Consider the following 20,622-nt stretch of genomic DNA (forward strand, 5'->3'; position numbering starts at 1 on the left):
ATGCGGGCATGGCCGTACGGCGCCTCGGCGGGGTGCGCCGGGCGTCGGCGGACGGGTGCGGGCAGGCGGTGGGCGGTCAGCCTCGCCGGGTCATGTACGGCCGGTCAGACGCGGCGGTCGTAGCCGACGGGCAGGTGGTTGGTGCCGCGGCCCAGGACGGACGGGATCCACTCGATCTCCTCGTCCCTGATGGCGAGGTGCAGGCCCGGGAGCCGGGTCAGCAGCGTGCCGAGGGCGATCTGGAGTTCGGCGCGGGCGAGAGCGGCGCCGGGGCAGAAGTGGATGCCGTGGCCGAAGGCCAGGTGCGGGTTGGGGCTGCGGTCGAGGTCGAGCGTGTCGGGGTCGGGGAAGCGGCGCGCGTCGCGGTTGGCGGCGCACAGGGAGATGATCACGGAGTCACCGGCCGGGACCTCGGTGCCGTGCAGGTCGCCGTTCCGGTCGAAGAAGCGCCAGGTGGTCAGCTCGAAGGCACTGTCGTAGCGCAGGAGTTCGTCGACCGCGCGCGGCATGAGGTCCGGGTTGTCGCGCAGACGGGCGAGTTCGGCGGGATGGCGGAAGAGAGCGATCAGGGCGGTGGTGATCTGGTTGGTGACCGGTTCCTGGCCCGCGACGAGAAGCTGGAAGATCATGGAGTCCAGCTCCTCCTGGGACAGTTCGCGGCGGTCGCGGGCCACGACGAGACGGCTGAGCAGGTCGTCGTCCCAGTGCTCCCGCTTGTGGGCGACCACCTCGGCTATGTAGCTCTGGAGACCGTGCAGGCGGGCCTCGTAGAGCGGTCGTCCGGGGTCAGTGGGGCCGACGGGCTGGACGACCTTGCCCCAGTCGCGATCGAAGCGGGCCGCCAACTCGGTCGGCAGGCCGATGACTTCGGCGAGGACCTGGAAGGGGAAGTGGGCGGCGAAGCCGGTGACCAGGTCGGCGGGCCCGTTCTCGGGGAGGGCGGCGACGAGGGCGTCGGCCAGCTGCTGGAAGCGGGGCTTCAGGCTTTCGATCCGGCGCGGGGTGAAGGCGTCCGTGACGAAGCGCCGCATACGTGTGTGCTCAGGCGGGTCCTGGTGGAGCAGGTGGACCTGGAGCTGGGAGTGCTGAGGCTCGGGCATGATCGAGGCGCGCGCCCGCCAACGGTCGTTGCCCCGGTCGTGGTTCTTGCCCAGGCGGTCGTCGTTGAGGGCGGAATGCGCGGCCTCGTAGCCGGTGACGAGCCATGCCTGTACGCCGCTGGGGAAGAGCACGCGGTGGACCGGGCCGGCCTCGCGCATCTGCTCGTAGAGGGGGTAGGGGTTGGCCTTGTACGGGCAGCCCATCAGCGGTACGGGCTCGGGCTGCGCCTCAGTGGCCGTCTCGGGTTCCTGGACAGTCATGAACGGGGCTCCTCAAAGGTCGAGTTCGGGGCAATGGTGGTCCAGCCACAGGGCCAGGTCGACGACACGTTCGAGGCGGAGGCGGTGGCCCCACTGGAGTTGGTCGGGCGCGATGTCGAGGCAGGGCTTGATACGGGCCTCGTCGGCGAGGGACCGAACGGTGTCGTCGGCCAGGGCGTCACGGGCCATGTCCTGGAGGCCGCGGTTGTAGTCGGGGTGGTGGGTGGCCGGGTAGTGGTTCTTGGGCCGGTGCAGGACCGAGTCCGGCGCGAGGCCGGCGCCTGCCGCGCGCAGCAGGCTCTTCTCCCGGCCGTCGAAGCTCTTCAGCGCCCAGGGGGTGGTGAAGGCGTACTCGACCAGGCGGTGGTCGCAGTACGGGACCCGGACCTCCAGGCCCTGCGCCATGCTCAACCGGTCCTTGCGGTGCAGGAGTTGGCGTAGCCAGCGGGTCAGGGACAGGTGCTGCATCTCGCGTTGCCGGTGCTCGGTGGGGCTCTCACCGTCCAGATGCGGTACGGCGTCCAGGGCGCTGCGGTAGGTGTCGTCGCGGAACTCGCCGATGTGCAGGTCCAGTTCGGGGTTGAGCGGCATGGCGGCCTCGTCGCCGGTGACCAGCAGCCAGGGGAAGGTGTCGGCGGCGAGCGCCTTGGGGTTGTGGAACCAGGGGTATCCGCCGAAGACCTCGTCGGCGGCCTCGCCTGAGAGAGCGACGGTGGAGTGCTTCCGTATCTCCCCAAAGAGGAGGTAGAGGGAGGTGTCCATGTCGCCCACGCCGATGGGCGAGTCACGCGCCACCACCACGGCCTTGCGGTGCTCGGGGTCGAGCAGTGCCCGCGGGTCCAGTACGACGGTGCTGTGGTCGGTGCCGATGAAGGCACCCGCCTCGGTGGCGTACGGGGTGTCGTGGCCGGTGCGCAGGATGTCGCCGGTGAACTGCTCGGCCTGGTCGCTGTAGTCGACGGCGTAGGAGCGGATACGGGCGTCCGGGCCCTCGCGCAGGCGGAGTTCGTCGGCGAGGAGAGCGGTCAGGACGGTGGAGTCGATACCACCGGACAGCAGGCTGCACAGCGGGACGTCGGCCTCCAGCTGGCTGCGGGCCGAGGTGCTCACCAGATCATGGATACGGGCGACCGTCGCGTCTCGGTCGTCCTCGTGCGCACCGGCCTCCAGCTGCCAGTAGCGACGTTCGCGGATGCCGTCCCGGTCCAGGACGAGCATCCCGCCCGGCTCGACCTCCCGCACCCCGGACCACACCGTGGGCCCGGTGTTGAACAGCAGGCTGTACGCCTCCCGCAGCCCGTCCGCGTCAACCCGGGGCCGTATCTCCGGGTGCGCGAACAGCGCCTTGGGCTCGGATGCGAAGGCCAGGCCACCGCCGACGGCCGCCCAGTACAGCGGCTTGACGCCGAGCCGGTCTCTGACGAGGAGCAGCCGCTGTGCACGTTCGTCCCAAACAGCGAAGGCGAACATGCCGTCCAGGTGATCGGCGACCTCCTCGCCCCACTCGACGTAGGCGCGCAGCACCACCTCGGTGTCGCTGCGGGTACGGAACTCATGACCCAACTGCCGCAGCTCGGAGCGGATTTCGTGGTGGTTGTAGACCTCGCCGCTGTACGTGAGGACCGCCGTCGGGGCGTCCGGACGGTCGGTCATCGGCTGTGCGCCGCCTTCGAGGTCGATGACGGCCAGCCGGCGGTGGCCGATCGCGGCGCGCTCGCCGAGCCAGACGCCGCCCGCGTCGGGGCCGCGCGGGGTGAGGGTGGCGGTCATGGCCTCGATGACCGGGGCCTGGGTGCGGGCATCCTGGTGGTAGGACACCCAGCCGGTGATTCCGCACATGAGGTACGACTCCTCGGTCAGTGGTGCGCGGCGGAGGCCGCGTCGGTGGTCTTCGGGGGCAGCGGTGACGGGCCGCGCGGCGGCAGGGTCAGCAGCGGTACGGCGAGACAGGCGGCGACGGCCGCCAGTGCCAGACCCGCACGTACGCCGCCGTCCGGGCCGGTCAGGCCCCAGACAGCCGTCGCCAGGGCGGGGCCGAGCGTGAAGCCGACGGTCGCGGCCAGCAGTGCCGATCGGGTTCCCACGGCGTCGAGCCAGCGTCCGACGGGCAACAACAGGGCGACGACGGGGAGTTGGTAACCCAGCACCGCCCACTGGGCCGTCGCGGCCGGTATCCGCAGACCGTCGAAGATGTCCGCGAGCGCCACGTTCACGATGTTCATGTCGAGCATCGCCACGAACGACAGCGCGCCCGCCACGGCCACCAGGAGCCAGCGGTCGCGGACTTCGGGTATGTCCCCGGGCTGCTCCGGCTTGGATCCGTGGTCAGACACCTGTGGTCCTCCCCCACTCTGGTCGGCCGCCGAGCAGCGGCCTCGTCCCAGAAGTCGGGAGAGTCAAGGAGTGAGTTCCCGGGCTTGGCCGAAAATGTGGGGGTAGTGGGGCGGGCCGGAGATCAGTGCGGGGAACGGCACCGGTGACGGCGTGCGGCGCACGGACCTGAAACAGCCGTCTCCACCAGGAGGTACAGCAGTCCGCTCAGCGCGAGCCCTGCGGCACAGCCGACCACGGCGCCGGAGCCGCCGCCGACGACGACCGAACCCAACCAGCCATAGCCGCCCGCCAGTACGGACAGGGTGGCGGCGGTCAGCGGCCAGGAGCCTCCGAAGGCGCGATGGCCCACGGCCCGCCAAGCCCTTCCGGCCTCCGGCTCCCAGGGGGCCAGGACGGATCCACCAGCCCACCGGACTTCCGCGCGACTCCAGCCGGTCCAGCCATCTGACGCCTCCTTCCCGCCCGGTCCGTGTCGGCCCGTACGCCCGTGTCCGTCGCGGACCGCGGAGGAGTCCTTCCCACCGAGGGGGTGTTGGGAACCCGTCGCATCCGGCCGCGACGGACCGGGCGGGAAGGAGGTGGAGCGGCTGCTTCGACTCCTACGTCAGGCTGTCGCCACGCCGTCGAGTTTGCCGGACTTGGCGTCCTCGATCAGGTTCGAGAACTGGTCGGCACTCATCTGCACCCGCTGCCCGAAGTCGTCCGTGAGGACGACACGGCGGTCGGCGGGGGCGGCGGGGTCGACGAACAGCTGAGGGCATCCGCAGTTGCAGTTGCCACAGAAGGTCGCCACCGGTTCCAAGCCGTTGAGGCCGTTCAGCCCGTCGATGTCACTCATGGTTTCACCCTTTCGCGCTCGGGGCGCCCACCGGGGTGACCGCCCGGAACCGGCCCGGGGCACTTCCCGGTACCGCCCGGGTGATACCCTCGCCCGTCGCACACCAGTCGCAGAGCGCGGATGTGTCATCTCACAATATTTATGGGGAACTTGACGGCAACTCGCTCCGCCCCTCTGAGAGAGGCTGCCGTCCGCCGGTTCCCGGTGGTCGAAGGCGATCAGCGGATCGCCGGTCAGCGGGTGCTCCACCACGGCGGCGCGCACCCCGAACACCTCGGCCAGCAGAGCGGGGGCCAGCACCTCGCGGGGCGGGGCGGAGGCGACGACCTGGCCGTCGTGCAGGACGTGCAGCCGGTCGCAGACGGAGGCGGCGGCGTTGAGGTCGTGCAGCGAGACCAGGGTCGTACGGCGCCTGCCGCGCAGCAGGGCGAGGAGTTCGACCTGGTGGCGGCTGTCGAGGTGGTTCGTGGACTCGTCCAGGAACAGGACGTCCGGCTGCTGGGCGAACGCGCGGGCCAGCAGCACGCGTTGGCGCTCGTCGCCGGACAGTTCCGTGAAGGAGTTGCCAGACGATCAGGTCGTTGGTGCCGGGCCTGGGCGCCTCGCCGGTCAGGCGCCGCCAGACCACGCGCCACACGTCACTCGGCGGGATCGACGTGGAGCCCCACGCGACCACCGCCGTGAGGGCAGCGAGCTGCGCCACCCCGAGGAGCAGCGCCGACGGCCCGGCGGGCACGGAACGCCGCGACCGCGCGGGGGCGGCGTCCATGTCCTTCCTGCTCACCGGGACATCGAGCGCGGTCAGCCGACCTTGCCCGGGTAGAGGGTCTTCGCGATCTCCTCGACCGTGTCGGCGTTCTCGACCCCGGCGATGGTGGTCTGCTCCGAGCCGATACGCAGGAAGTGACCCTCCTTCACCGCCGTAAGGCCCTTGGCGGCCGAGTTGGACTTCAGCCACTTCTCCGCCTCGTCGAAGGCCTTCTCGTTCGCCGCCTCACTGCCCCGGTTGCGGACGCCGAGCTGGATCCAGTCCGGGTTCTTGGCGATCACGTCCTCCCAGCCGACCTGCTTGTAGTCGCCGTCGCAGTCGGCGAAGACGTTGCGGGCACCGGCCAGGGTGATCACCGCGTTGCCGACCTGCCGGTTCAGGCCGAAGCAGGCCGGGCCGGGCAGCCGGTCGGCGCCCCGGAGTACGAGTGCCTCGTTGGCGGCGACCGTGTTCAGGTGCGCGCCCATCGCCCGGTACTGCCGCTCGGAGTTGAAGTCCTCCGGATTGCCGCGGACTCCTGCGCCGGGAGCGCCCATGACGAAAACCCGGGGCTGCGGCGCGCCGTCGCCACGTGCCGACCCGAGCCGGGTCGGTGACGACGCGTCGCACTTCGCCGCTGGTGAGCCCACCCGGTACGAACCCGAGCCCGAGGCCGATCTCGTCGCTGTCGACGGTGTCGACGTCAAAGTGGACCGCCACCCGAGAGCAGCCGGTGGCTGCGAGCCAGTCGAGCACGGGCCTGGTGGAGGCCCGCAGCTCGTCAGGGCCGAACGACCGGATGCCCCAGGCGGCGACGTGGGGAATGTCGTCCTCGGTCCACTCGTGCAAGCCCACGAGGGCAACGCGCTCGGGGGACACGGTGGCCGGCAGGAGTTTCTGCACGTCGCGGTCTCCGTGCCCGGTCAGCGCGCTGACGGCCATCGCGTGGTAGCCCTTGTACGCGCTGTCAGGCGTACCGATGTCGGGGTGGGAGTCGATCCAGATGACGGCCAGGTCGTCGCCGTAGCGGCGGGCCAGTTCGGCGAACGGGGCGACGCTGACCGCGCACTCGCCGCCCAGGGTCGTGATCCGCGCCGGATCGTGGTCACGGATGACATCCAACGCGCCCGCCAACTGCCTCAGCACGACCTGCTTGGCTTCGACTCCGTCGCGTTCCTCCAGGCCGTCGTCGCTCATGGTGACCGGGACGGTCGCGGTGGGGCCGTCGTGCGGCGGCAGGACCGCTTCGAGGACCGTGGTGCCGACCGTGTAGCCGCGGCGGGCGACGTCCAGGGGGAACTCGGGGGCGAGTTCCTTGACGACACCCGCGCCGGCGCCCTGCCACTGGGGCCAGACGAGCCGTAGATGGTCGCCCGCGCCGCGGGAGGCGCCGTCGGAGGTGGTGGCGTGGCTCATGGGTTTCCTTTCACGGGCGGTCCGCCGTGGTGCACGGGGCGGGACCACGTTCGCGTACTCACGGCGGCGTACGTCAGTCCGGGCGCACCGTGCTGCCTGGCTGAGGGGCACGCGATGCGTCGTTGCCCCGGCTGGCGGCGGGTGCGCTCCAACTGGCCAGGAGGGCAAGGGCCTGCGCGGAGGCGGAGCCGGGTTCGGCGGTGTACACGCAGATGGTCTGGCCGGGGTCGGAGGGGAAGGCGTGAGGTCGACCCGGAGCGCGGTACTGGCCTCTCGACCAGCCCGTTTCTCCGGGTCGCCTCCCGAACCCGGCGTGCGCCGCTAAGCGCACCGGGCTCTCCACAAGTCCCGTGAGTCGGTGTTCACTTCATGCCGTGCTCGGCCATGGTGTCGGGATGCGTGTTCCCCGGTAGTAGTAGCGCTTGGCGCTCACCCTTGCCGGATCGAACAGTTCCATCCCGCCCTCGGCGGGCCAGATGCCGTAGCGTCGGCGCAGTACCTTCCAAGGCACGCGCTTGTGCTTGCGCTCCTGCCATCTGATGATCTCTTTCCAGAGGTAGGCCCTCAGATAGCTGAAAGTCGCGTTCGAGCATCCGTACTTGAAGTACGCGGTCCAGCCCCGCAGCATCCGGTTGAGCTGACGCAGTAGGTCTTCGAGCGACAGGTTCATGCTCCGCCGGCAGATCGTCTTCACTTTGGCCATGACGGCCGCCAGGGCCTTCTTGGCCGGATAGACGTAGACGTACCGTTTGCCGGTGCCTCGCTTCCGGTGGCGCTGGATGCACCAGCCGAGGAAGACGAGGCCCTCGTCGATATGGGTGATCAGGGTCTTCTCTGGAGACAGGCGCAGGCCCATCTCGGAGAGGACCCCGGCGATTTCTTCCCGCAGGGATTCGGCATGCGCTTCGGTGCCAGAAATGAGCAGGCACCAGTCGTCCGCGTACCGCACGAGGCGATAGTTGGGCAGACCTTGACGGCGCCGCTTTGCCCTTCCATACGGGCTGGCTCCGGGGCCGCCCGGACCTTGGGCGATATGCTCGTCCAGGACCGAGAGAGCCACATTGCTCAGCAACGGGGAAAGAATCGACCCTTGCGGAGTCCCGGCGTTGGTATCCACCAGGGAGCCGTCCTCATCGAGGATGCCCGCTTTAAGGAACGCCTTCACCAGATCCAGGACGCGTTTGTCTCCGACACGTTCCCGCACCCGGTCCATGAGAGCGGAGTGCGAGATTTCGTCGAAGCAGGCTTTGATGTCACCCTCAACAATCCACTCATACGAGCGGGATGCGAAATGATGCACCTCAGCCACCGCATCGTGAGCCCGGCGATTCGGGCGGAATCCGTAGGAACACGGGAGAAAATCCGCCTCGAAAATTGGCTCCAACACCAGTTTCAAGGACGCTGAGCGACCCGGTCACGGATGGTTGCGATCCCCAGATAGCGGACCTTGCCGCCAGCCTTGGGAATCGCGCGCCGCCGAGCCGGTAGAGGCCGGAAAGTGCGGGCTTTGAGGTCTTCCCGCAGTTCCGAAAGGAACCCTTCCAGCCCGCGCACGGACTCAATGTAGTAGGCGGTCTCGCCGTCCACTCCCGCGTGCGCGCGCCCTTGTTGTTCCGCACCCGGTCCCAGGCCACCAGCAGGAAGCCCGGGTCCGTGGCGAGGTTGTACAGATCATCGAACCTGCGATGAGGGTCATCACTGGCCCAACGGTGCAGCTTGGTCTGGATTTCCAGTACCCGGCGTTCCGCCTTGAGTAAGACGTATTCCAGTTCGTCGGTATTCACCAACGGCCCCGGCATTCCAGCGTCCTTACTGCCGACTTGCTGGCCCCCTTCGCCATGCACGGACCTCTCGTCCGCTCGGACTACTACGGGGCCTCCGCCCCGTCCCGCGCCTTCGACAGACGACGTATCTATCCCACCGGCCCGGATGGATTCCGGGCCCGGGGAACGACGTGGGACGGTTCCCGTGTTCACGGTGAATCGATCGATCAGTCCGGCGCCCAGCTTTGCCCCGGCAGCATCGCCACGGTTACGCCGCAGGCTTTCACCGTGGCCTCCCCACCGACACGCCAAGTCGGTTACGGAGTCAGTCCGTTCAGCGAACGGACTGTGCACTGCAACCCGGCCCATATCCACCAGATTTGAGCCGGTGCCACGCTTACGGAGCTTTACCACTGGTTCCTCTCGTACGCCCTCTGATCTCGCTCGCCGGACCCGGCCCGTCTGGTAGTTCCGGGCAGTCCGGCTTTGTCAGCGCTGCTTCCCGCCTCCCGGCGCCTCCCGGGTCGGACTGCGCTCAGCTCCCACCAGGCTGCTGCGACAGCCTGGCGAGGAGGTCTTGCACCTCCTTCGATTCACCGCGCCTCACGGCGCACCAACGTCTCGTGGCGCAGGGTGAGTTCGCCGACCACAGGGTGGTGGAGGTGCTGCGTACTGTGAGAGCACTGGGCCACACGGTGACTGTCCCACCAGGTGCTGAACTCCGGCACCTTGACGATTGCCTCGCCGATCAGTTCGTTCAGCAGGGCGTCGTCGGGATGGCGTCCCGACACCAGGCGGAGGTTCATCACGACGATCTCCGCGACCTCGTCCCAGTTCCGGTACAGCTCGCGGGCCGCGGGGTCGAGGAGGACGAAGCGGGCGAAGTTGCGCTCGCGGTACGGCAGGGCGTCGAAGTCGGTGATCAGGGCCTTGGCCAGCTGGTTGGCGGCCAGGACGTCCTGCCGGTGGTTGGTGATGAAGGCCGGCGTGACTCCGTTGAGGACGTCCAGCATCTGGTGGACCTCGGGCCGTGCCCGCTGCACCCGCTCCGGCCGACGGCGCTGGGGGCGCGCGGTACGGGGACGGGCGAGGTCGAACAGGTGGTCGCGTTCGGCGTCGTCCAGGCGCAGGGCCTGGGCCACCGCGGTGAGCACAGCTTCGGAGACGTTGGGGTGTCTGCCCTGTTCCAGGCGGGTGTAATAGTCCGTGCTCACCCCGGCGAGGCGTGCGACCTCCTCCCGGCGCAGGCCTGGTACCCGGCGGGCTCCGCCGCCCGGGGTCACGCCCGCCTCGCTCGGGCTCAGGTGGGCCCGGCGGGTGCGGAGGAAGTCTCCCAGTTCAGCGTTGTGGTCCATTACTCCAGTATTGGCTCGGGCTGGGACAGTCGCCCCGGGCCAGGGTGGCCCAGCTGGACCCAGGTTCGGCTGGGCCTGTTTTGGCGACTGCCGACCGCATACGGGGTGTGATGCTGGAGCCGAGGCCTGGACGAGGACGACCGGGCCCGCATTCCAGGACAGCACACCTCTCGGGCAGTCCGCCCACGCCCCGCCATGCCGCCGGACCGGGCCGGCGATGCCCATCGGAGCAGCCCGCCACCATGCCTTTCGTCATCTACGTCATCGGGTTCGGCGTCTTCGCCCAGGGCACCTCGGAGTTCATGCTCTCCAGGCTGCTGCCGTCCGTCGCCGGTGATCTGCACGTCTCCCTGTCCGAGGCGGGCCTGCTGGTCTCCGCCTTCGCTGTCGGCCTGATCGGCGGCGCACCGCTGCTGACCCTGGCCACCCTCGGCGAGACCAGGACCCTGGGCGGCGCGATCAACATCGCCGCCTTCAACGTCGGCATCGCCCTCGCTCCCTGGATGTCGGGACTGGTGATCGAGGCGGGCCCGGGCCTGGCGGCCATCGGCTGGGTCGGCGCGGCCTTCGCCTTGGGGGCCGTCGGGAGCACGCTCCTGGACCGCCGCCTCACCCGCCACCACCAGCGCGGCACGACGCGGATCGTGACCGCGGCCGTCCCCGAGGCCGCCCAGGCGACCGCCGTACGCCGGTGACCCAGACCCGACCAGAACGACCCAGTGGAGACACACCATGAAAGCGATCGTGACGCGACGATTCGGCAACCCGCCCGAGATGGGGGTGGAGGAACGCCCGAAGCCGGTTCCCCGCGCGGGTTTCACGCTCGTCAGGATGCGTTCCGCGACGATCAACCAGCTCTCCAACACCATCCGCAAGGGCGACTTCGGCGTCCCGCAGGCGCCGCTCGTCCTGGGCAACGAGGGTTCGGGAACCGTCGAGGAGAGTGACCGTTTCGCTCCCGGCACCCGGGTGGCGATCTACGGCCACTCCGACCTCGGCGTGACCGTGGACGGGCTCTTCCAGGAGTGGGCGCTGGTCAGGGACGACCGGCTCCTGGAACTGCCCGACAGCCTCGACTGGGCTGAGGGATCAGCGCTGACGGTGAACTACCTGACCGCGTATCTGGCGCTCACGAAGTCCGCGAGGGTCCAGAGCGGGCAGTCGGCGCTGGTCTCCGGGGCCACCGGCGGAGTGGGCCACGCCGTGATGCAGACGGCCAAGGCACTCGGCGCGCGACCGATCGCCCTGGTCTCGTCCACGGAAAAGGCGCGCCGCGCTGCAGACGCCGGAGCCTCGGCGGTCATCGACTCCTCATCGCAGCAGCTCGACGAGGCCATCGCCGAACTCACCGACGGCCAGGGCGTCGACCTCGCCCTCGACCCTGTCGGCGGCCCGCGCCTCGGCGAACTGATCCACTCCGTCCGCCCTGGCGGCACGGTCGTGTCCTTGGGCTTCACCGGAGGCAGGCAGGCCCCGGTCGGCGTAATGGACCTCCTCGCCGGGCGGCTCGTCACCGGTTATGGCGTGCACGGCGACTCCGACGAGGAGATCGCCGAGGGCCTGGACGCCATCGGCCGACTCGCCGCCGACGGACAGCTGCGGCCCGTCATCGACAGCAGGTTCGGTCTCGACGATTTCGAGGACGGGTACGCGCGGCTGGCCTCGCGGGAAGCAGTGGGCTCCATCGTCCTTGAACTCTGACCACACCCGAAGCACCACACACGTAGGGACATCGACATGAGCACCATCGGCCTGATCGGCAGCGGACACATCGGCGGCACCGTCGCCCGCCTGGCAACAGCCGCCGGACACGACGTCGTCCTGAGCAACAGGCGAGGACCGGACAGCCTGGCCGGCCTGGTGGCAGAACTGGGCCCACGCGCCCGCGCGGCCACCCCCACCGAAGCCGCGACCGCCGGCGACATCGTCGTCGTGACCATCCCGCTGCACGCCTACCGCACGGTCCCGGTCGACCCGCTGCGCGGCAAGGTCGTCATCGACACCAACAACTATTACCCCCAGCGTGACGGCCACATCGTCGAGCTCGACGACGAGACCACCACGACCAGCGAACTGCTCCAGGCCCACCTGCCCGAGTCGCACGTCGTCAAGGCGATGAACAACATCTTCTACGTCCACCTCGGCAACCTGAGCCGGCCCAGCGGCCACCCCGAGCGCTCGGCCCTGGCCATCGCCGGTGACTCGGACGACGCGAAGAAGACCGTCACCGGCTTCCTCGACTCGATCGGTTACGACGCCCTGGACGCTGGTCCCCTCTCCGAAGGCTGGCGCTTCCAGCGTGACACCGCCGCCTACAGCGAGCCGTACTTCAGCGAAGGCCACAGCCTGGCCGCCCTCGCGCCGGGCGGCGACCCCGGTCCGGGACAGCCCGTCACCGCGGACGCACTGCGCACCGCGCTGGCCACAGCGAAGCGGTACCGCGACATGTGAGCCACCGTGCGCCCACCCCCTCAAGCACAGCCCCGAACGGAATCCCCGCCATGGCCCAGCCCATCGCCTTCATCGGAAGCGGCACCATCGGCCGCACCCTCGCCCGCCTCACCGTCGCCGCCGGCCTCGACGTCGTCATGAGCAACTCGCGCGGACCGGAGACCCTCGCCGGCCTCGTCGCCGAACTCGGCGACCAGGCCCGCGCCGCCACCCCGGCGGAGGCCGCCAAGGCCGCCGACCTCGTCGTGGTCTCCCTGCCGTTCCACGCCTACGACAAGCTCCCGGCCGGCCAGCTGCTCCTCGCCGTAGAAGCGCGGGACGCGGTCGCTGTCACCGGCGGAGGGGTGGTTGGGATACGTCCCCTCGGTGATGATCAGGCCGACGCCCGCTGCGGCGCGGCGTGCGTAGTACGACGCCACGTCCGGGCCGGGTATGCCGTCCGGGGAGAAGTAGCGGGTCATCGGCGCCATCGCGATCCGGTTGGGGACGGTCAGGCCGTTGATCGTGACCGGGCGGCCGAGGATCTCAGCCGCCCGGCCGGCGGCCTCGGTGGGCGAGGCAGGGGTGAGTGTCACGTGGTCTCCTTGCGGTGGTCCCCCCGTTTACCGTTCAGATCCCGAGTCTCGGTGCGCGGACACCACTCCCACCGGCACCAGGCCGGCCCGCCTGGACCCAGGTTCGGCTGGGCCGGCCTGAGGCCGGATCTGGGGCGACGGGCGGTTGAGAGTGGAGAGGTCCCTTCTGCTCACCCGTTCTCGTGGAGTGGTTGCTGCCATGCCCTTCGTCATCTACGTCATCGGGTTCGGCACGTTCGCCCAGGGCACCTCGGAGTTCATGCTGTCCGGGCTGCTGCCGTCCATGGCCGGCGATCTCGACGTGTCGTTGTCCCGGGCGGGTCTGCTGGTGTCGGCCTTCGCCGTCGGCATGGTCGTCGGCGCCCCGCTGCTGACCCTGGCGACGCTCCGGATCCCCCGCCGGGCGGCGCTGGTCGGCTTCCAGTCGGTGTTCATCGCCGGTCACGTCGCGGCCGCTGATCCCCACGGTCGACCACGGTCGACCCGCGTCACCACCGGCGGCGGCATGCAGCCGGTCCGTCAGGTCGGGGCGCAGGAGGGGATCCGTTGCCATGATCGTCGCGTAACGGGGCCGGGTACCGGCGACCCACCGAGTGGGGCTCGTGGCGGCGGACACCGGTGGTCCGCCCTCAGAGCAGTCGCGAACGGCGTACGGGGGGCGGGGAGTTCAGATGACCTGGTCCACACGCAGTGCTTCGATGTCGGCCGCGTCGTAGCCCAGTTCGGCCAGGATCCGGTCGGTGTGCTCGCCCGCCGCGGGGACGGCGTCCATGCGCGCGGTCGTACCGGCGAGATCGACCGGCGGCAGCAGGGCCGGTACTCGGGTTCCGCCGGGGAGCGGGATGTCCCGCCAGCGGTCCCGGGCACTGAGCACCGGGTGCGCCAGGAACTCCTCGACGTCGTTGACTTCGGAGTTGGCGATGCCCGCCTCGTCCAGGAGCTTCCTCACTTCGCCGCTGCCGGACTCCCGGAAGCGTTCGGCCACGATCGCGTTCAGCTCGGTGCGGTGGGCCACCCGTGCGGAGCCGGTGGCGAAGCGAGGGTCGTCGACGAGGTCGGGCCGCCTGAGGAACTGCTCGCAGAGGGCGGCCCATTCGCGTTCGTTCTGGATGGAGAACAGGACCTCCTTGCCGTCGGCCGCGGTGTAGGTGCCGTACGGGGCGATCGTGGCGTGCTGGGTGCCGAGGCGTGGGGGCTGGGTACCGCCGTGCCGGGTGTAGTAGGCGGGCTGGCCCATCCACTCGGCCAGCGCCTCGAACAGGGAGACCTCCACGGCCCGTGCCACGCCCGTGGTCGCGCGGGTGAACAGCGCGGTGAGGATGCCCGAGTAGGCGTACATCCCGGCGGCGATGTCGGCGACGGAGATCCCCGCCCGAGCGGATCCGTGCTCGTTGCCGGTCAGCGACACCAGGCCCGTCTGGCACTGCATGAGCAGGTCGTACGCCTTCCGGTCGGCCCAGGGTCCGGTGGAGCCGTAGCCGGTGATGGAGCACGGGACCAGGGACGGGAAGCGCTCGGCGAGGGCCTCCGCGCCCAGGCCCGCCCTGGCGGCCGCGCCGGGCGCGAGGTTCTGCACGAACACGTCCGCCCCGCCGAGGAGTTGGTCCAGCACCCGCCTCCCCCGGTCCGACTTCAGGTCGAGGGACAGGGACTCCTTGGAGCGGTTGAGCCACACGAAATAGCTGGACTCGCCGTGCACGGTGGTGTCGTACCGGCGGGCGAAGTCGCCGCCGCCCGGGCGCTCCACCTTGATCACCCGGGCACCGAGGTCGGCGAGCTGACGGGTGGCGAACGGGGCGGCCACCGCCTGCTCGACGCTGACGACGGTGATGCCGGACAGCGGCAGATCTGCGGGGTGATCGGTCATACGGCGGCCTCCAGGAGCGGGTGTGCCCCGACGGTATTACCCGCCCGGCTCACGCGTAGCACCGCGTCACGCTCTGCAGTACGCACGCCGGCTTCGCGTCGGCGAAGCCGTTGATGCGCTCCTGCGGGACCGCGATCCACTCGCTGGGCCGAGGTCGCTCCCGGCGAGCTTCCTCAGTTCGCCCAGACCGCTGACGGTGATGCTCACGGCCGGCCGCCGGCCTCTGCGACGGACCTGGCGGCCTGCTCGGCGACGGCCTCGTCCACGTCGTTGACGACGACGGACGCGCCCGCGACGGCCAGGGCGTGTGCGTAGAGGCCACCTTGTGATCAGGCAGCTGTAGCCGCTGTCCGGCTGCCCCGGTCGGCAGCGGCGACCATGAATGAAACAAGACCAAGACCCTCCCATGGAAGGAGCAGCAATCGTGAGTCGGATCCTGGTGACCGGTTCCGCGGACGGCCTGGGACGTGCCGCGGCGGATTCACTGTTGTCCGCAGGCCACGACGTGGTGGTGCACGCCCGGAACCAGGAGCGCGCAGCGGATCTCGACGCGCTGGTCGGCCGTGGGGCGCACCTCGTGGTGGGCGACTTCACGGAACGTGACGCCGTACGGCGTATCGCCGCAGACCTGAACGACGCGAAGCCGCTCGACGCGGTCATCCACAACGCCGGCGTGTGGAGCGGCCCCGCGGTCATGCCGGTCAACATCATCGCACCGTACCTGCTCACGGCCCTGCTCAGCGGGCCTCGCCGACTGGTGTACCTCAGCAGCAGCTCGCATTTCGGTGGCCGCCCCTCGCTCCCCGGTATCGACTGGCAGGGCAGGAGCGCAGGCTCGTACTCCGACAGCAAGCTGTTCGTCACGACGCTCGCGGCTGCCGTGGCTCGCCTGCGCCCCGGGGTTCTGAGCAACGCCGTGGATCCGGGCTGGGTGCCGACCAAGATGGGCGGACCCGACGCACCGGACGACCTCGAGCTCGGCCATCGGACGCAGGAATGGCTCGCGTCGAGCGACGAACCCCAGGCCCTGACGACCGGCGGGTACTGGTACCACCACCAGCGCCTGGAGCCGCACCGCGCAGTGCACGACGAGGTGTTTCAGGACCAGCTGCTGGAGGCGCTGGCTGAGGAGACAGGAACCGCACCGTGAGGGGTCATTGGGCGACGTAGCCGCCGTCGACGGGAAGGGCGACGCCGACGACGAAGCCCGCTCCGGGGCTGCACAGCCACAGTACGGCCTGAGCGATTTCCTCCCCGGTCCCGAGCCGGTTGATGGGCTGGTTGGCCTCGGCCACGGCACGGTCGAGCTCGCCCTTGGCGATCATGTCGGTGACCATGGGGGTGTCGATGGTGCCGGGGCAGATGGCGTTGATGCGGATGTTGCGCGGAGCGTATTCCAGGGCGGCGCTGGTGGTCAGGCCGATCACTCCGTGTTTGGTGGCGTGGTAGGAGGCGCGGCCGGGGAGGCCGACGAGACCGCCGAGTGAGGAGCAGTTGACGATGGCGCCGCTGCCCTGGGCACGCATGTGTCGCAGCTCGTGCTTCATGCCGGCCCAGACACCCCGGAGGTTGATGGCGTTGACGCGGTCGAACCGCTCGAAGGGTTCGTCGGCGGCGTCGCTGGGCGGTATCTGGATGCCGGCGTTGTTGTAGGCCATGTCGAGGCGGCCGAAGGTCTCGACGGTTCGGTCTACCGCGGCGGCGACCTGGTCCTCGTCGCTGACGTCGCAGGTGAGGGCGAGGACTTGGTGGCCGGCGTCGGTGAGGGCCTTGACGGCCACGTTCAGGGCGGCTTCGTCGACGTCGGTGAGGGCGACCGCGGCACCGGACTCGGCGAAGGCGCGGGCGGTCGCCAGGCCCATGCCGGAGCCGGCTCCGGTGACGAAGGCGACCTGGCCGGAGAAGTCGTAGGCGGGGTTCATGGCGTGCTCTCCCATCGAGGACTGATGTGTGGGCCGACTGGGCATGCGCTCGCTCGTCACCTGTTGTCCGGCCGGCGAGCAGGTCGAGGGGTTACGTGGCGTTTTCGATGGTGACGGGGACCTCGTCCGCGGCAGCCAGCTGCTCAGTGGCGCTTTCGGGTATGTGACCCAGGATGATCAGCCCGTCGGAGTAGGGAAAGTCACGGTAGAAGACGGCCAGGTTGCCCCAGGGCGCGTAGTAGGCGAGGTCGCCGGCACGCGGGGTGGCTCCCTCCGGGGCACCGGAAGTGGACAAGCGGCGGGGCAGGTCGGCGATCTTCTCGGTCTGGTGGAAGTCCGTGAGGGTCAGATCGAGGGGAAGCTGGTCGGCGAAGTCCCGGGCGGCGGCGGCGTCGTTCAGGGTGGCGTCGACGGGAGTGCCGTTGATCATGAGACGGATGTTCACAGCAGTTCTGCCTGAGGGTGTGGTCGGTGCGAGGCTTGCCGTCGTCCGCTCCGGTGCGGCCGGTGCGGAGTCCGCCGTCGTCCGCTGCGATGTCGTCGAGGAGGAGGACGAGTCCTGCGTGCAGGCGGTCAAGGAAAGCAGGAGCGCGGCGGTTACGGCGGTACGGCTCAGGGTGGGAAGGGCGGCCGGCATCACGGGGCGTCCAGGGGTTCAGTCGGGGAGGGGCTCGGAATAGTGGCGGAAGCCGTCCCGCTTGTGGTGGATGTCGTACAGACGCTGAGCCAGGACCTCGGGGCTGCTGTGTTCGGCGTCGGGCCGGATGGCTCCGGGGACGATCAGCTGCGCGACGTGGATGTTCTCCGGGGCGAGCGCGTCGTGGAGCATGCGGGCGTACGCGCTCTCGCCGGCGAAGGCGATCGAGGTGCCGGCGACGTTCGGGTTGGGCTGTACGGCGCTGGCGCCGTTGACGAACAGCACGGTGCCGCGGCCGAGTTCACGCATGCCGGGCAGGACTGCGTTCACCGCGGCGACCGGACCCTTGACCGAGAAGGCCAGCGGGGCGTCGAGGGCGTCGGCGCCGGTGTCCAGGACCGGCTTCATGAAGCCGGGCCGGGGCACGGGGCTGTACTGGAGGATCTCGATGGGCCCCAGAGCGGTCGCGGCCGCGTAAAGGGCCGTGTTCAGGGACTCGATGTCGAGGACGTCGGCGGCGAAGCCACGGGCCTCGATGTTGTCGCGAGCCAGCTCGACAGTGAGGTCGTCCAGGCGTTCGAGGCTGCGGGAAACGAGGGCGACGGTGTGACCTGCCGCTCCGAAGCGGCGGGCGGTGGCGAGCCCGAGGCCGGGCCCGGCGCCGATGAGGGCGAAGGTGGTCACGATGAGTCCTTGTAAGGGGATGAGTCCTTGTAAGGGGTGGGGGCCGTGCCGTCCGCCGGAGCCGGGCAGCGTGGATGTCCGGCCCCGGCGAGGGATCTGCTGACGGTCAGGGCGTGAGGAGGGTTTTGATGGCGCGGCGTTCGTCCATGGCCTTGTAGCCCTCGGCGACCTGGTCCAGGGGCAGGGTGAGGTCGAAGACCTTGCCGGGGTTGATCCGGCCGGTCAGGACGCGGTCGATGAGATCGGGCAGGTAGCCGCGCACGGGGGCGGGACCGCCGCGCAGGCCGACGTGGGAGAAGAACAGTTCCTGGCCGTCGATGGCGACGTCGTGGGGGACGCCGACGAAGCCGACGTTGCCGCCGGGGCGGGTGGAGTGCAGCGCCTGCCGCATCGACTCGGCGGTGCCCACGCACTCCAACACACTGTCCGCGCCGATGCCGCCGGTCAGTTCCTTGACGCGGGCGATGCCTTCCTCGCCGCGCTCGGTGACGATGTCGGTGGCGCCGAATTCCAGGGCCAGCTTCTGCCGGGGCTCGTGCCGGCTCATGGCGATGATCCGCTCGGCGCCCAGTTCCTTGGCGGCGATGACGCCGCACAGCCCGACCGCACCGTCTCCGACGACCACGGCGGTGGAACCGGGCCTGACCTCGGCGGCCTTGGCGGCGTACCAGCCGGTGCCCATCACGTCGGACAGCGTGAGCAGGCTGGGCAGGAACTCCCCGGCGGGCTGCTCGTCGGTGGCGACGAGCGTCCCCTGGGCGTTGGGGATGCGGACGTACTCGGCCTGGCAGGTGCTCATGAACTCGCGGTGCAGGCAGTTGGACTGGTAGCCCGCCAGACAGTTCGGGCAGGTGTTGTCCGAGGTGGCGAAGGAGCCGATGACGAACTGTCCCGGCTTGACCGAGGTGACCTCGCTGCCGACCTCCTCGACGATGCCGACGTACTCGTGGCCCATCGGCTGCGGCTGGGTGATGGTGTCCGTGCCGCGGTAGGCCCACAGGTCCGAGCCGCACACGCAGGTGACGACCGTCCGAATGACCGCATCGGTCGGCTTGATGATCTTCGGGTCGTCGCGCTCCTCGAAACGGATGTCGCCGGCGGCGTGAAGGACTGCTCCGCGCATGAGGGTGCTTCTTTCAGTGCGAGCGGTTCTGGCAGACAGCCCCGAACCGACTGCACCATGTGCTTCGTTCCGGGCCGTTCGCTATCGAGGCTCACACACGGACGCAGGGGGGAAAAGCGGAGAAATCCATCCTGGGAAAGAAACATCCTGGGAGAAAACTCTCCCCCCTTCCCGGGTGGGATCGATGCCATGCTGGGGAACATGACCAGCAATGTCCCCCTCGATGAGCTGGGAGAATTCCTCAGGAAACGGCGCTCGGAGCTGAGTCCGCGTGCGGTCGGGCTGCCGGAGACCGGTGGGCCCCGCCGGGTCGCCGGGCTGCGCCGTGAGGAGGTCGCTCAGCTCGCCTCCATCAGCACCGACTACTACACCCGACTCGAACAAGGGCGCATTCAGGCCTCCGCACCCGTCCTGGATGCCCTCGCCCGCGTACTCCACCTGGACGATGACGAGCGGGGCTATCTCTTCCAGCTCGCGGGCAAGACCACTCCGCGCACGCGACGCCGGGGCCGGCAGCAGGTCCAGCCGCAGCTGCAGCGCGTCCTGGACGACCTCACCGCCACCCCCGCCCTCGTGCAGGGCCGACGCGGGGACATCCTGGCCTGGAACGCGCTGGCCGCCGCGCTGGTCACCGACTTCTCCCGCATCCCGGAGAAGCACCGTAACTACCCGCGGATCATCTTCACGGATCCGGCGATGCGCACCCTGTACGCCGACTGGGAGGCCTCCGCGCAGATTTCCGTGGCCCAGCTTCGGATGGAGGCCGCCCAGTATCCCGAGGACCCCCGTCTGATCGAGCTGGTCGGTGAACTGTCCACGCATGACAAGCAGTTCGCCAAGTGGTGGGGCGACCACAAGGTCGCCGCCCGCACCGTGGGCACCAAGACCCTCAACCACCCGGTCGTCGGCGAACTCGTCCTCGACTGGGACACCCTCACCGCCAACACCGACCCCGACCAGCATCTGACCGTCTGGACCGCCGCCCCGGGCTCCCCCACCCACGAACGGCTGCGCATCCTCGCCTCCTGGGCCACCGACCAGAACCTGGCCGCCTCACCCTCCCTCACCTGACGGCGGTCGGTGCATCGGGCCCGTGCCCCGGGTCAGGGGCAGGCCCGTGCAACGGGTGAGTGAGCCATGAACTCGCCCTTGTTTCGGGCAAGCCCCAGCAGGCAGCGCGGTGGCCACGACGCCGACGTATCCGCATCGGCTCGTTCGCATCCCATACCGCCACGCCGCACGGTGAGTGGCATCGACCAGTGGGGGGGCAGCGAGCACAAGCTCGCCCGCCGCCTGCTCGCCTCCCTGCGGCCAGGAATGCTGCTGCTGGCCGACCGCGACTTCGCCGGCCACGAACTGTGGGGCCTGGTCGAGGCAACCGGCTGCCACCTCGCCTGGCGGATCAAGAAGAACCTCGTCCTGCCACCCCTGTGGGTTCTGCCCGACGGCTCGTACGTGTCCATCCTGCCCACCCCCGCCGAGGGCCAGCGCCTGGCGCGCAGGTCGGTCTCCTCGCGGGCGAACAGGCAGTTGCGTATCTGGCCGTCG

Annotated in this window: 15 protein-coding genes and 11 pseudogenes; 8 read left to right on the forward strand and 18 right to left on the reverse strand. The window is 69.8% G+C overall.

What is annotated here, in order from left to right:
- Positions 1 to 104 precede the first annotated feature (104 nt).
- From StrepF001_RS38510 to StrepF001_RS38565, 11 genes and pseudogenes are all read right to left on the reverse strand, one after another.
- Complete coding sequence (locus StrepF001_RS38510; protein WP_129802814.1) at positions 105 to 1,361, reverse strand: cytochrome P450; 1,257 nt, start codon at positions 1,359 to 1,361, stop codon at positions 105 to 107.
- A gap of 12 nt (positions 1,362 to 1,373) precedes the next feature.
- Positions 1,374 to 3,200: an asparagine synthase (glutamine-hydrolyzing) gene (gene asnB / locus StrepF001_RS38515; RefSeq protein WP_129802815.1), complete on the reverse strand. Its 1,827-nt coding sequence runs from the start codon at positions 3,198 to 3,200 to the stop codon at positions 1,374 to 1,376.
- Between the two features lie 17 nt (positions 3,201 to 3,217).
- Complete coding sequence (locus StrepF001_RS38520; protein WP_240797856.1) at positions 3,218 to 3,694, reverse strand: MFS transporter; 477 nt, start codon at positions 3,692 to 3,694, stop codon at positions 3,218 to 3,220.
- Positions 3,695 to 3,816: 122 nt separating this feature from the next.
- Entirely contained in the window at positions 3,817 to 4,044 is a 228-nt protein-coding gene (locus tag StrepF001_RS38525; protein ID WP_129802816.1) for a hypothetical protein, read from the reverse strand.
- Between the two features lie 255 nt (positions 4,045 to 4,299).
- Positions 4,300 to 4,533, reverse strand: a complete 234-nt coding sequence (locus StrepF001_RS38530) for a hypothetical protein (RefSeq protein ID WP_129802817.1) — start codon at positions 4,531 to 4,533, stop codon at positions 4,300 to 4,302.
- Between the two features lie 192 nt (positions 4,534 to 4,725).
- Positions 4,726 to 5,103: pseudogene (locus StrepF001_RS38535) on the reverse strand (ABC transporter ATP-binding protein); the annotation flags it as partial.
- Positions 5,093 to 5,302: pseudogene (locus StrepF001_RS48740) on the reverse strand (iron ABC transporter permease); the annotation flags it as partial. The pseudogenes StrepF001_RS48740 and StrepF001_RS38535, both read right to left, overlap by 11 nt.
- Positions 5,303 to 5,334: 32 nt before the next feature.
- Positions 5,335 to 5,898 (reverse strand): annotated as a pseudogene (locus StrepF001_RS48745) (ABC transporter substrate-binding protein); the annotation flags it as partial.
- 55 nt (positions 5,899 to 5,953) lie between these two features.
- Positions 5,954 to 6,697: pseudogene (locus StrepF001_RS38550) on the reverse strand (arginase family protein); the annotation flags it as partial.
- Between the two features lie 367 nt (positions 6,698 to 7,064).
- Positions 7,065 to 8,084 carry a reverse transcriptase domain-containing protein gene (locus StrepF001_RS38560; RefSeq protein ID WP_240797859.1) on the reverse strand — a complete coding sequence of 340 codons (1,020 nt, stop codon included), beginning with the start codon at positions 8,082 to 8,084 and terminating at the stop codon, positions 7,065 to 7,067.
- 969 nt (positions 8,085 to 9,053) lie between these two features.
- On the reverse strand, positions 9,054 to 9,815 hold the full coding sequence (locus StrepF001_RS38565) for a helix-turn-helix transcriptional regulator (RefSeq protein ID WP_129802818.1): 762 nt from the start codon (positions 9,813 to 9,815) through the stop codon (positions 9,054 to 9,056).
- Positions 9,816 to 10,057: 242 nt separating this feature from the next.
- On the opposite strand from StrepF001_RS38565, the pseudogene StrepF001_RS48750 reads away from it, so the two are divergent.
- From StrepF001_RS48750 to StrepF001_RS38585, 4 genes and pseudogenes are all read left to right on the forward strand, one after another.
- A pseudogene (locus tag StrepF001_RS48750) lies at positions 10,058 to 10,240 on the forward strand (Cmx/CmrA family chloramphenicol efflux MFS transporter); the annotation flags it as partial.
- 307 nt (positions 10,241 to 10,547) lie between these two features.
- A complete protein-coding gene (locus StrepF001_RS38575; RefSeq protein ID WP_129802819.1) occupies positions 10,548 to 11,516 on the forward strand; it encodes a zinc-binding alcohol dehydrogenase family protein in 969 nt (322 codons plus the stop codon).
- A 21-nt stretch (positions 11,517 to 11,537) separates the two neighbouring features.
- Positions 11,538 to 12,266 (forward strand): annotated as a pseudogene (locus tag StrepF001_RS38580) (NADPH-dependent F420 reductase); the annotation flags it as partial.
- Between the two features lie 50 nt (positions 12,267 to 12,316).
- A pseudogene (locus tag StrepF001_RS38585) lies at positions 12,317 to 12,553 on the forward strand (NAD(P)-binding domain-containing protein); the annotation flags it as partial.
- Here the strand turns inward: StrepF001_RS38585 and StrepF001_RS38590 are convergent.
- Positions 12,551 to 12,841, reverse strand: a pseudogene (locus StrepF001_RS38590) (12-oxophytodienoate reductase); the annotation flags it as partial. The pseudogenes StrepF001_RS38585 and StrepF001_RS38590 overlap by 3 nt on opposite strands.
- A 199-nt stretch (positions 12,842 to 13,040) precedes the next feature.
- On the opposite strand from StrepF001_RS38590, the pseudogene StrepF001_RS48755 reads away from it, so the two are divergent.
- Positions 13,041 to 13,244 (forward strand): annotated as a pseudogene (locus tag StrepF001_RS48755) (Cmx/CmrA family chloramphenicol efflux MFS transporter); the annotation flags it as partial.
- 264 nt (positions 13,245 to 13,508) lie between these two features.
- Here StrepF001_RS48755 and StrepF001_RS38600 read toward each other — a convergent pair.
- Together StrepF001_RS38600 and StrepF001_RS50230 are read right to left on the reverse strand one after the other, a co-directional pair.
- Positions 13,509 to 14,708: a CaiB/BaiF CoA-transferase family protein gene (locus tag StrepF001_RS38600; RefSeq protein ID WP_129802821.1), complete on the reverse strand. Its 1,200-nt coding sequence runs from the start codon at positions 14,706 to 14,708 to the stop codon at positions 13,509 to 13,511.
- 209 nt (positions 14,709 to 14,917) lie between these two features.
- Positions 14,918 to 15,034: pseudogene (locus tag StrepF001_RS50230) on the reverse strand (3-oxoacyl-ACP reductase); the annotation flags it as partial.
- 98 nt (positions 15,035 to 15,132) lie between these two features.
- Between StrepF001_RS50230 and StrepF001_RS38610 the strand changes: the two are divergent.
- Positions 15,133 to 15,858 carry an SDR family NAD(P)-dependent oxidoreductase gene (locus tag StrepF001_RS38610; protein ID WP_129802822.1) on the forward strand — a complete coding sequence of 242 codons (726 nt, stop codon included), beginning with the start codon at positions 15,133 to 15,135 and terminating at the stop codon, positions 15,856 to 15,858.
- Positions 15,859 to 15,862: 4 nt separating this feature from the next.
- On the opposite strand, the gene StrepF001_RS38615 is transcribed toward StrepF001_RS38610, so the two are convergent.
- The 4 genes from StrepF001_RS38615 to StrepF001_RS38630 all read right to left on the reverse strand — a co-directional run bounded on the left by StrepF001_RS38615 (position 15,863) and on the right by StrepF001_RS38630 (position 19,074).
- Positions 15,863 to 16,630 carry a glucose 1-dehydrogenase gene (locus tag StrepF001_RS38615; protein WP_129802833.1) on the reverse strand — a complete coding sequence of 256 codons (768 nt, stop codon included), beginning with the start codon at positions 16,628 to 16,630 and terminating at the stop codon, positions 15,863 to 15,865.
- A 91-nt stretch (positions 16,631 to 16,721) separates the two neighbouring features.
- Positions 16,722 to 17,060: a cyclophilin-like fold protein gene (locus StrepF001_RS45940; RefSeq protein ID WP_240797857.1), complete on the reverse strand. Its 339-nt coding sequence runs from the start codon at positions 17,058 to 17,060 to the stop codon at positions 16,722 to 16,724.
- A gap of 225 nt (positions 17,061 to 17,285) precedes the next feature.
- A complete protein-coding gene (locus StrepF001_RS38625; RefSeq protein ID WP_129802824.1) occupies positions 17,286 to 17,951 on the reverse strand; it encodes an SDR family NAD(P)-dependent oxidoreductase in 666 nt (221 codons plus the stop codon).
- 106 nt (positions 17,952 to 18,057) lie between these two features.
- Complete coding sequence (locus tag StrepF001_RS38630) at positions 18,058 to 19,074, reverse strand: zinc-dependent alcohol dehydrogenase family protein (RefSeq protein ID WP_129802825.1); 1,017 nt, start codon at positions 19,072 to 19,074, stop codon at positions 18,058 to 18,060.
- Between the two features lie 189 nt (positions 19,075 to 19,263).
- On the opposite strand from StrepF001_RS38630, the gene StrepF001_RS38635 reads away from it, so the two are divergent.
- On the forward strand, positions 19,264 to 20,145 hold the full coding sequence (locus StrepF001_RS38635; RefSeq protein WP_129802826.1) for a helix-turn-helix transcriptional regulator: 882 nt from the start codon (positions 19,264 to 19,266) through the stop codon (positions 20,143 to 20,145).
- A gap of 171 nt (positions 20,146 to 20,316) precedes the next feature.
- Positions 20,317 to 20,622 (forward strand): annotated as a pseudogene (locus StrepF001_RS38640) (hypothetical protein); the annotation flags it as partial.

Source organism: Streptomyces sp. F001, assembly GCF_004187715.1.
Lineage (GTDB): Bacteria > Actinomycetota > Actinomycetes > Streptomycetales > Streptomycetaceae > Streptomyces > Streptomyces flavusporus.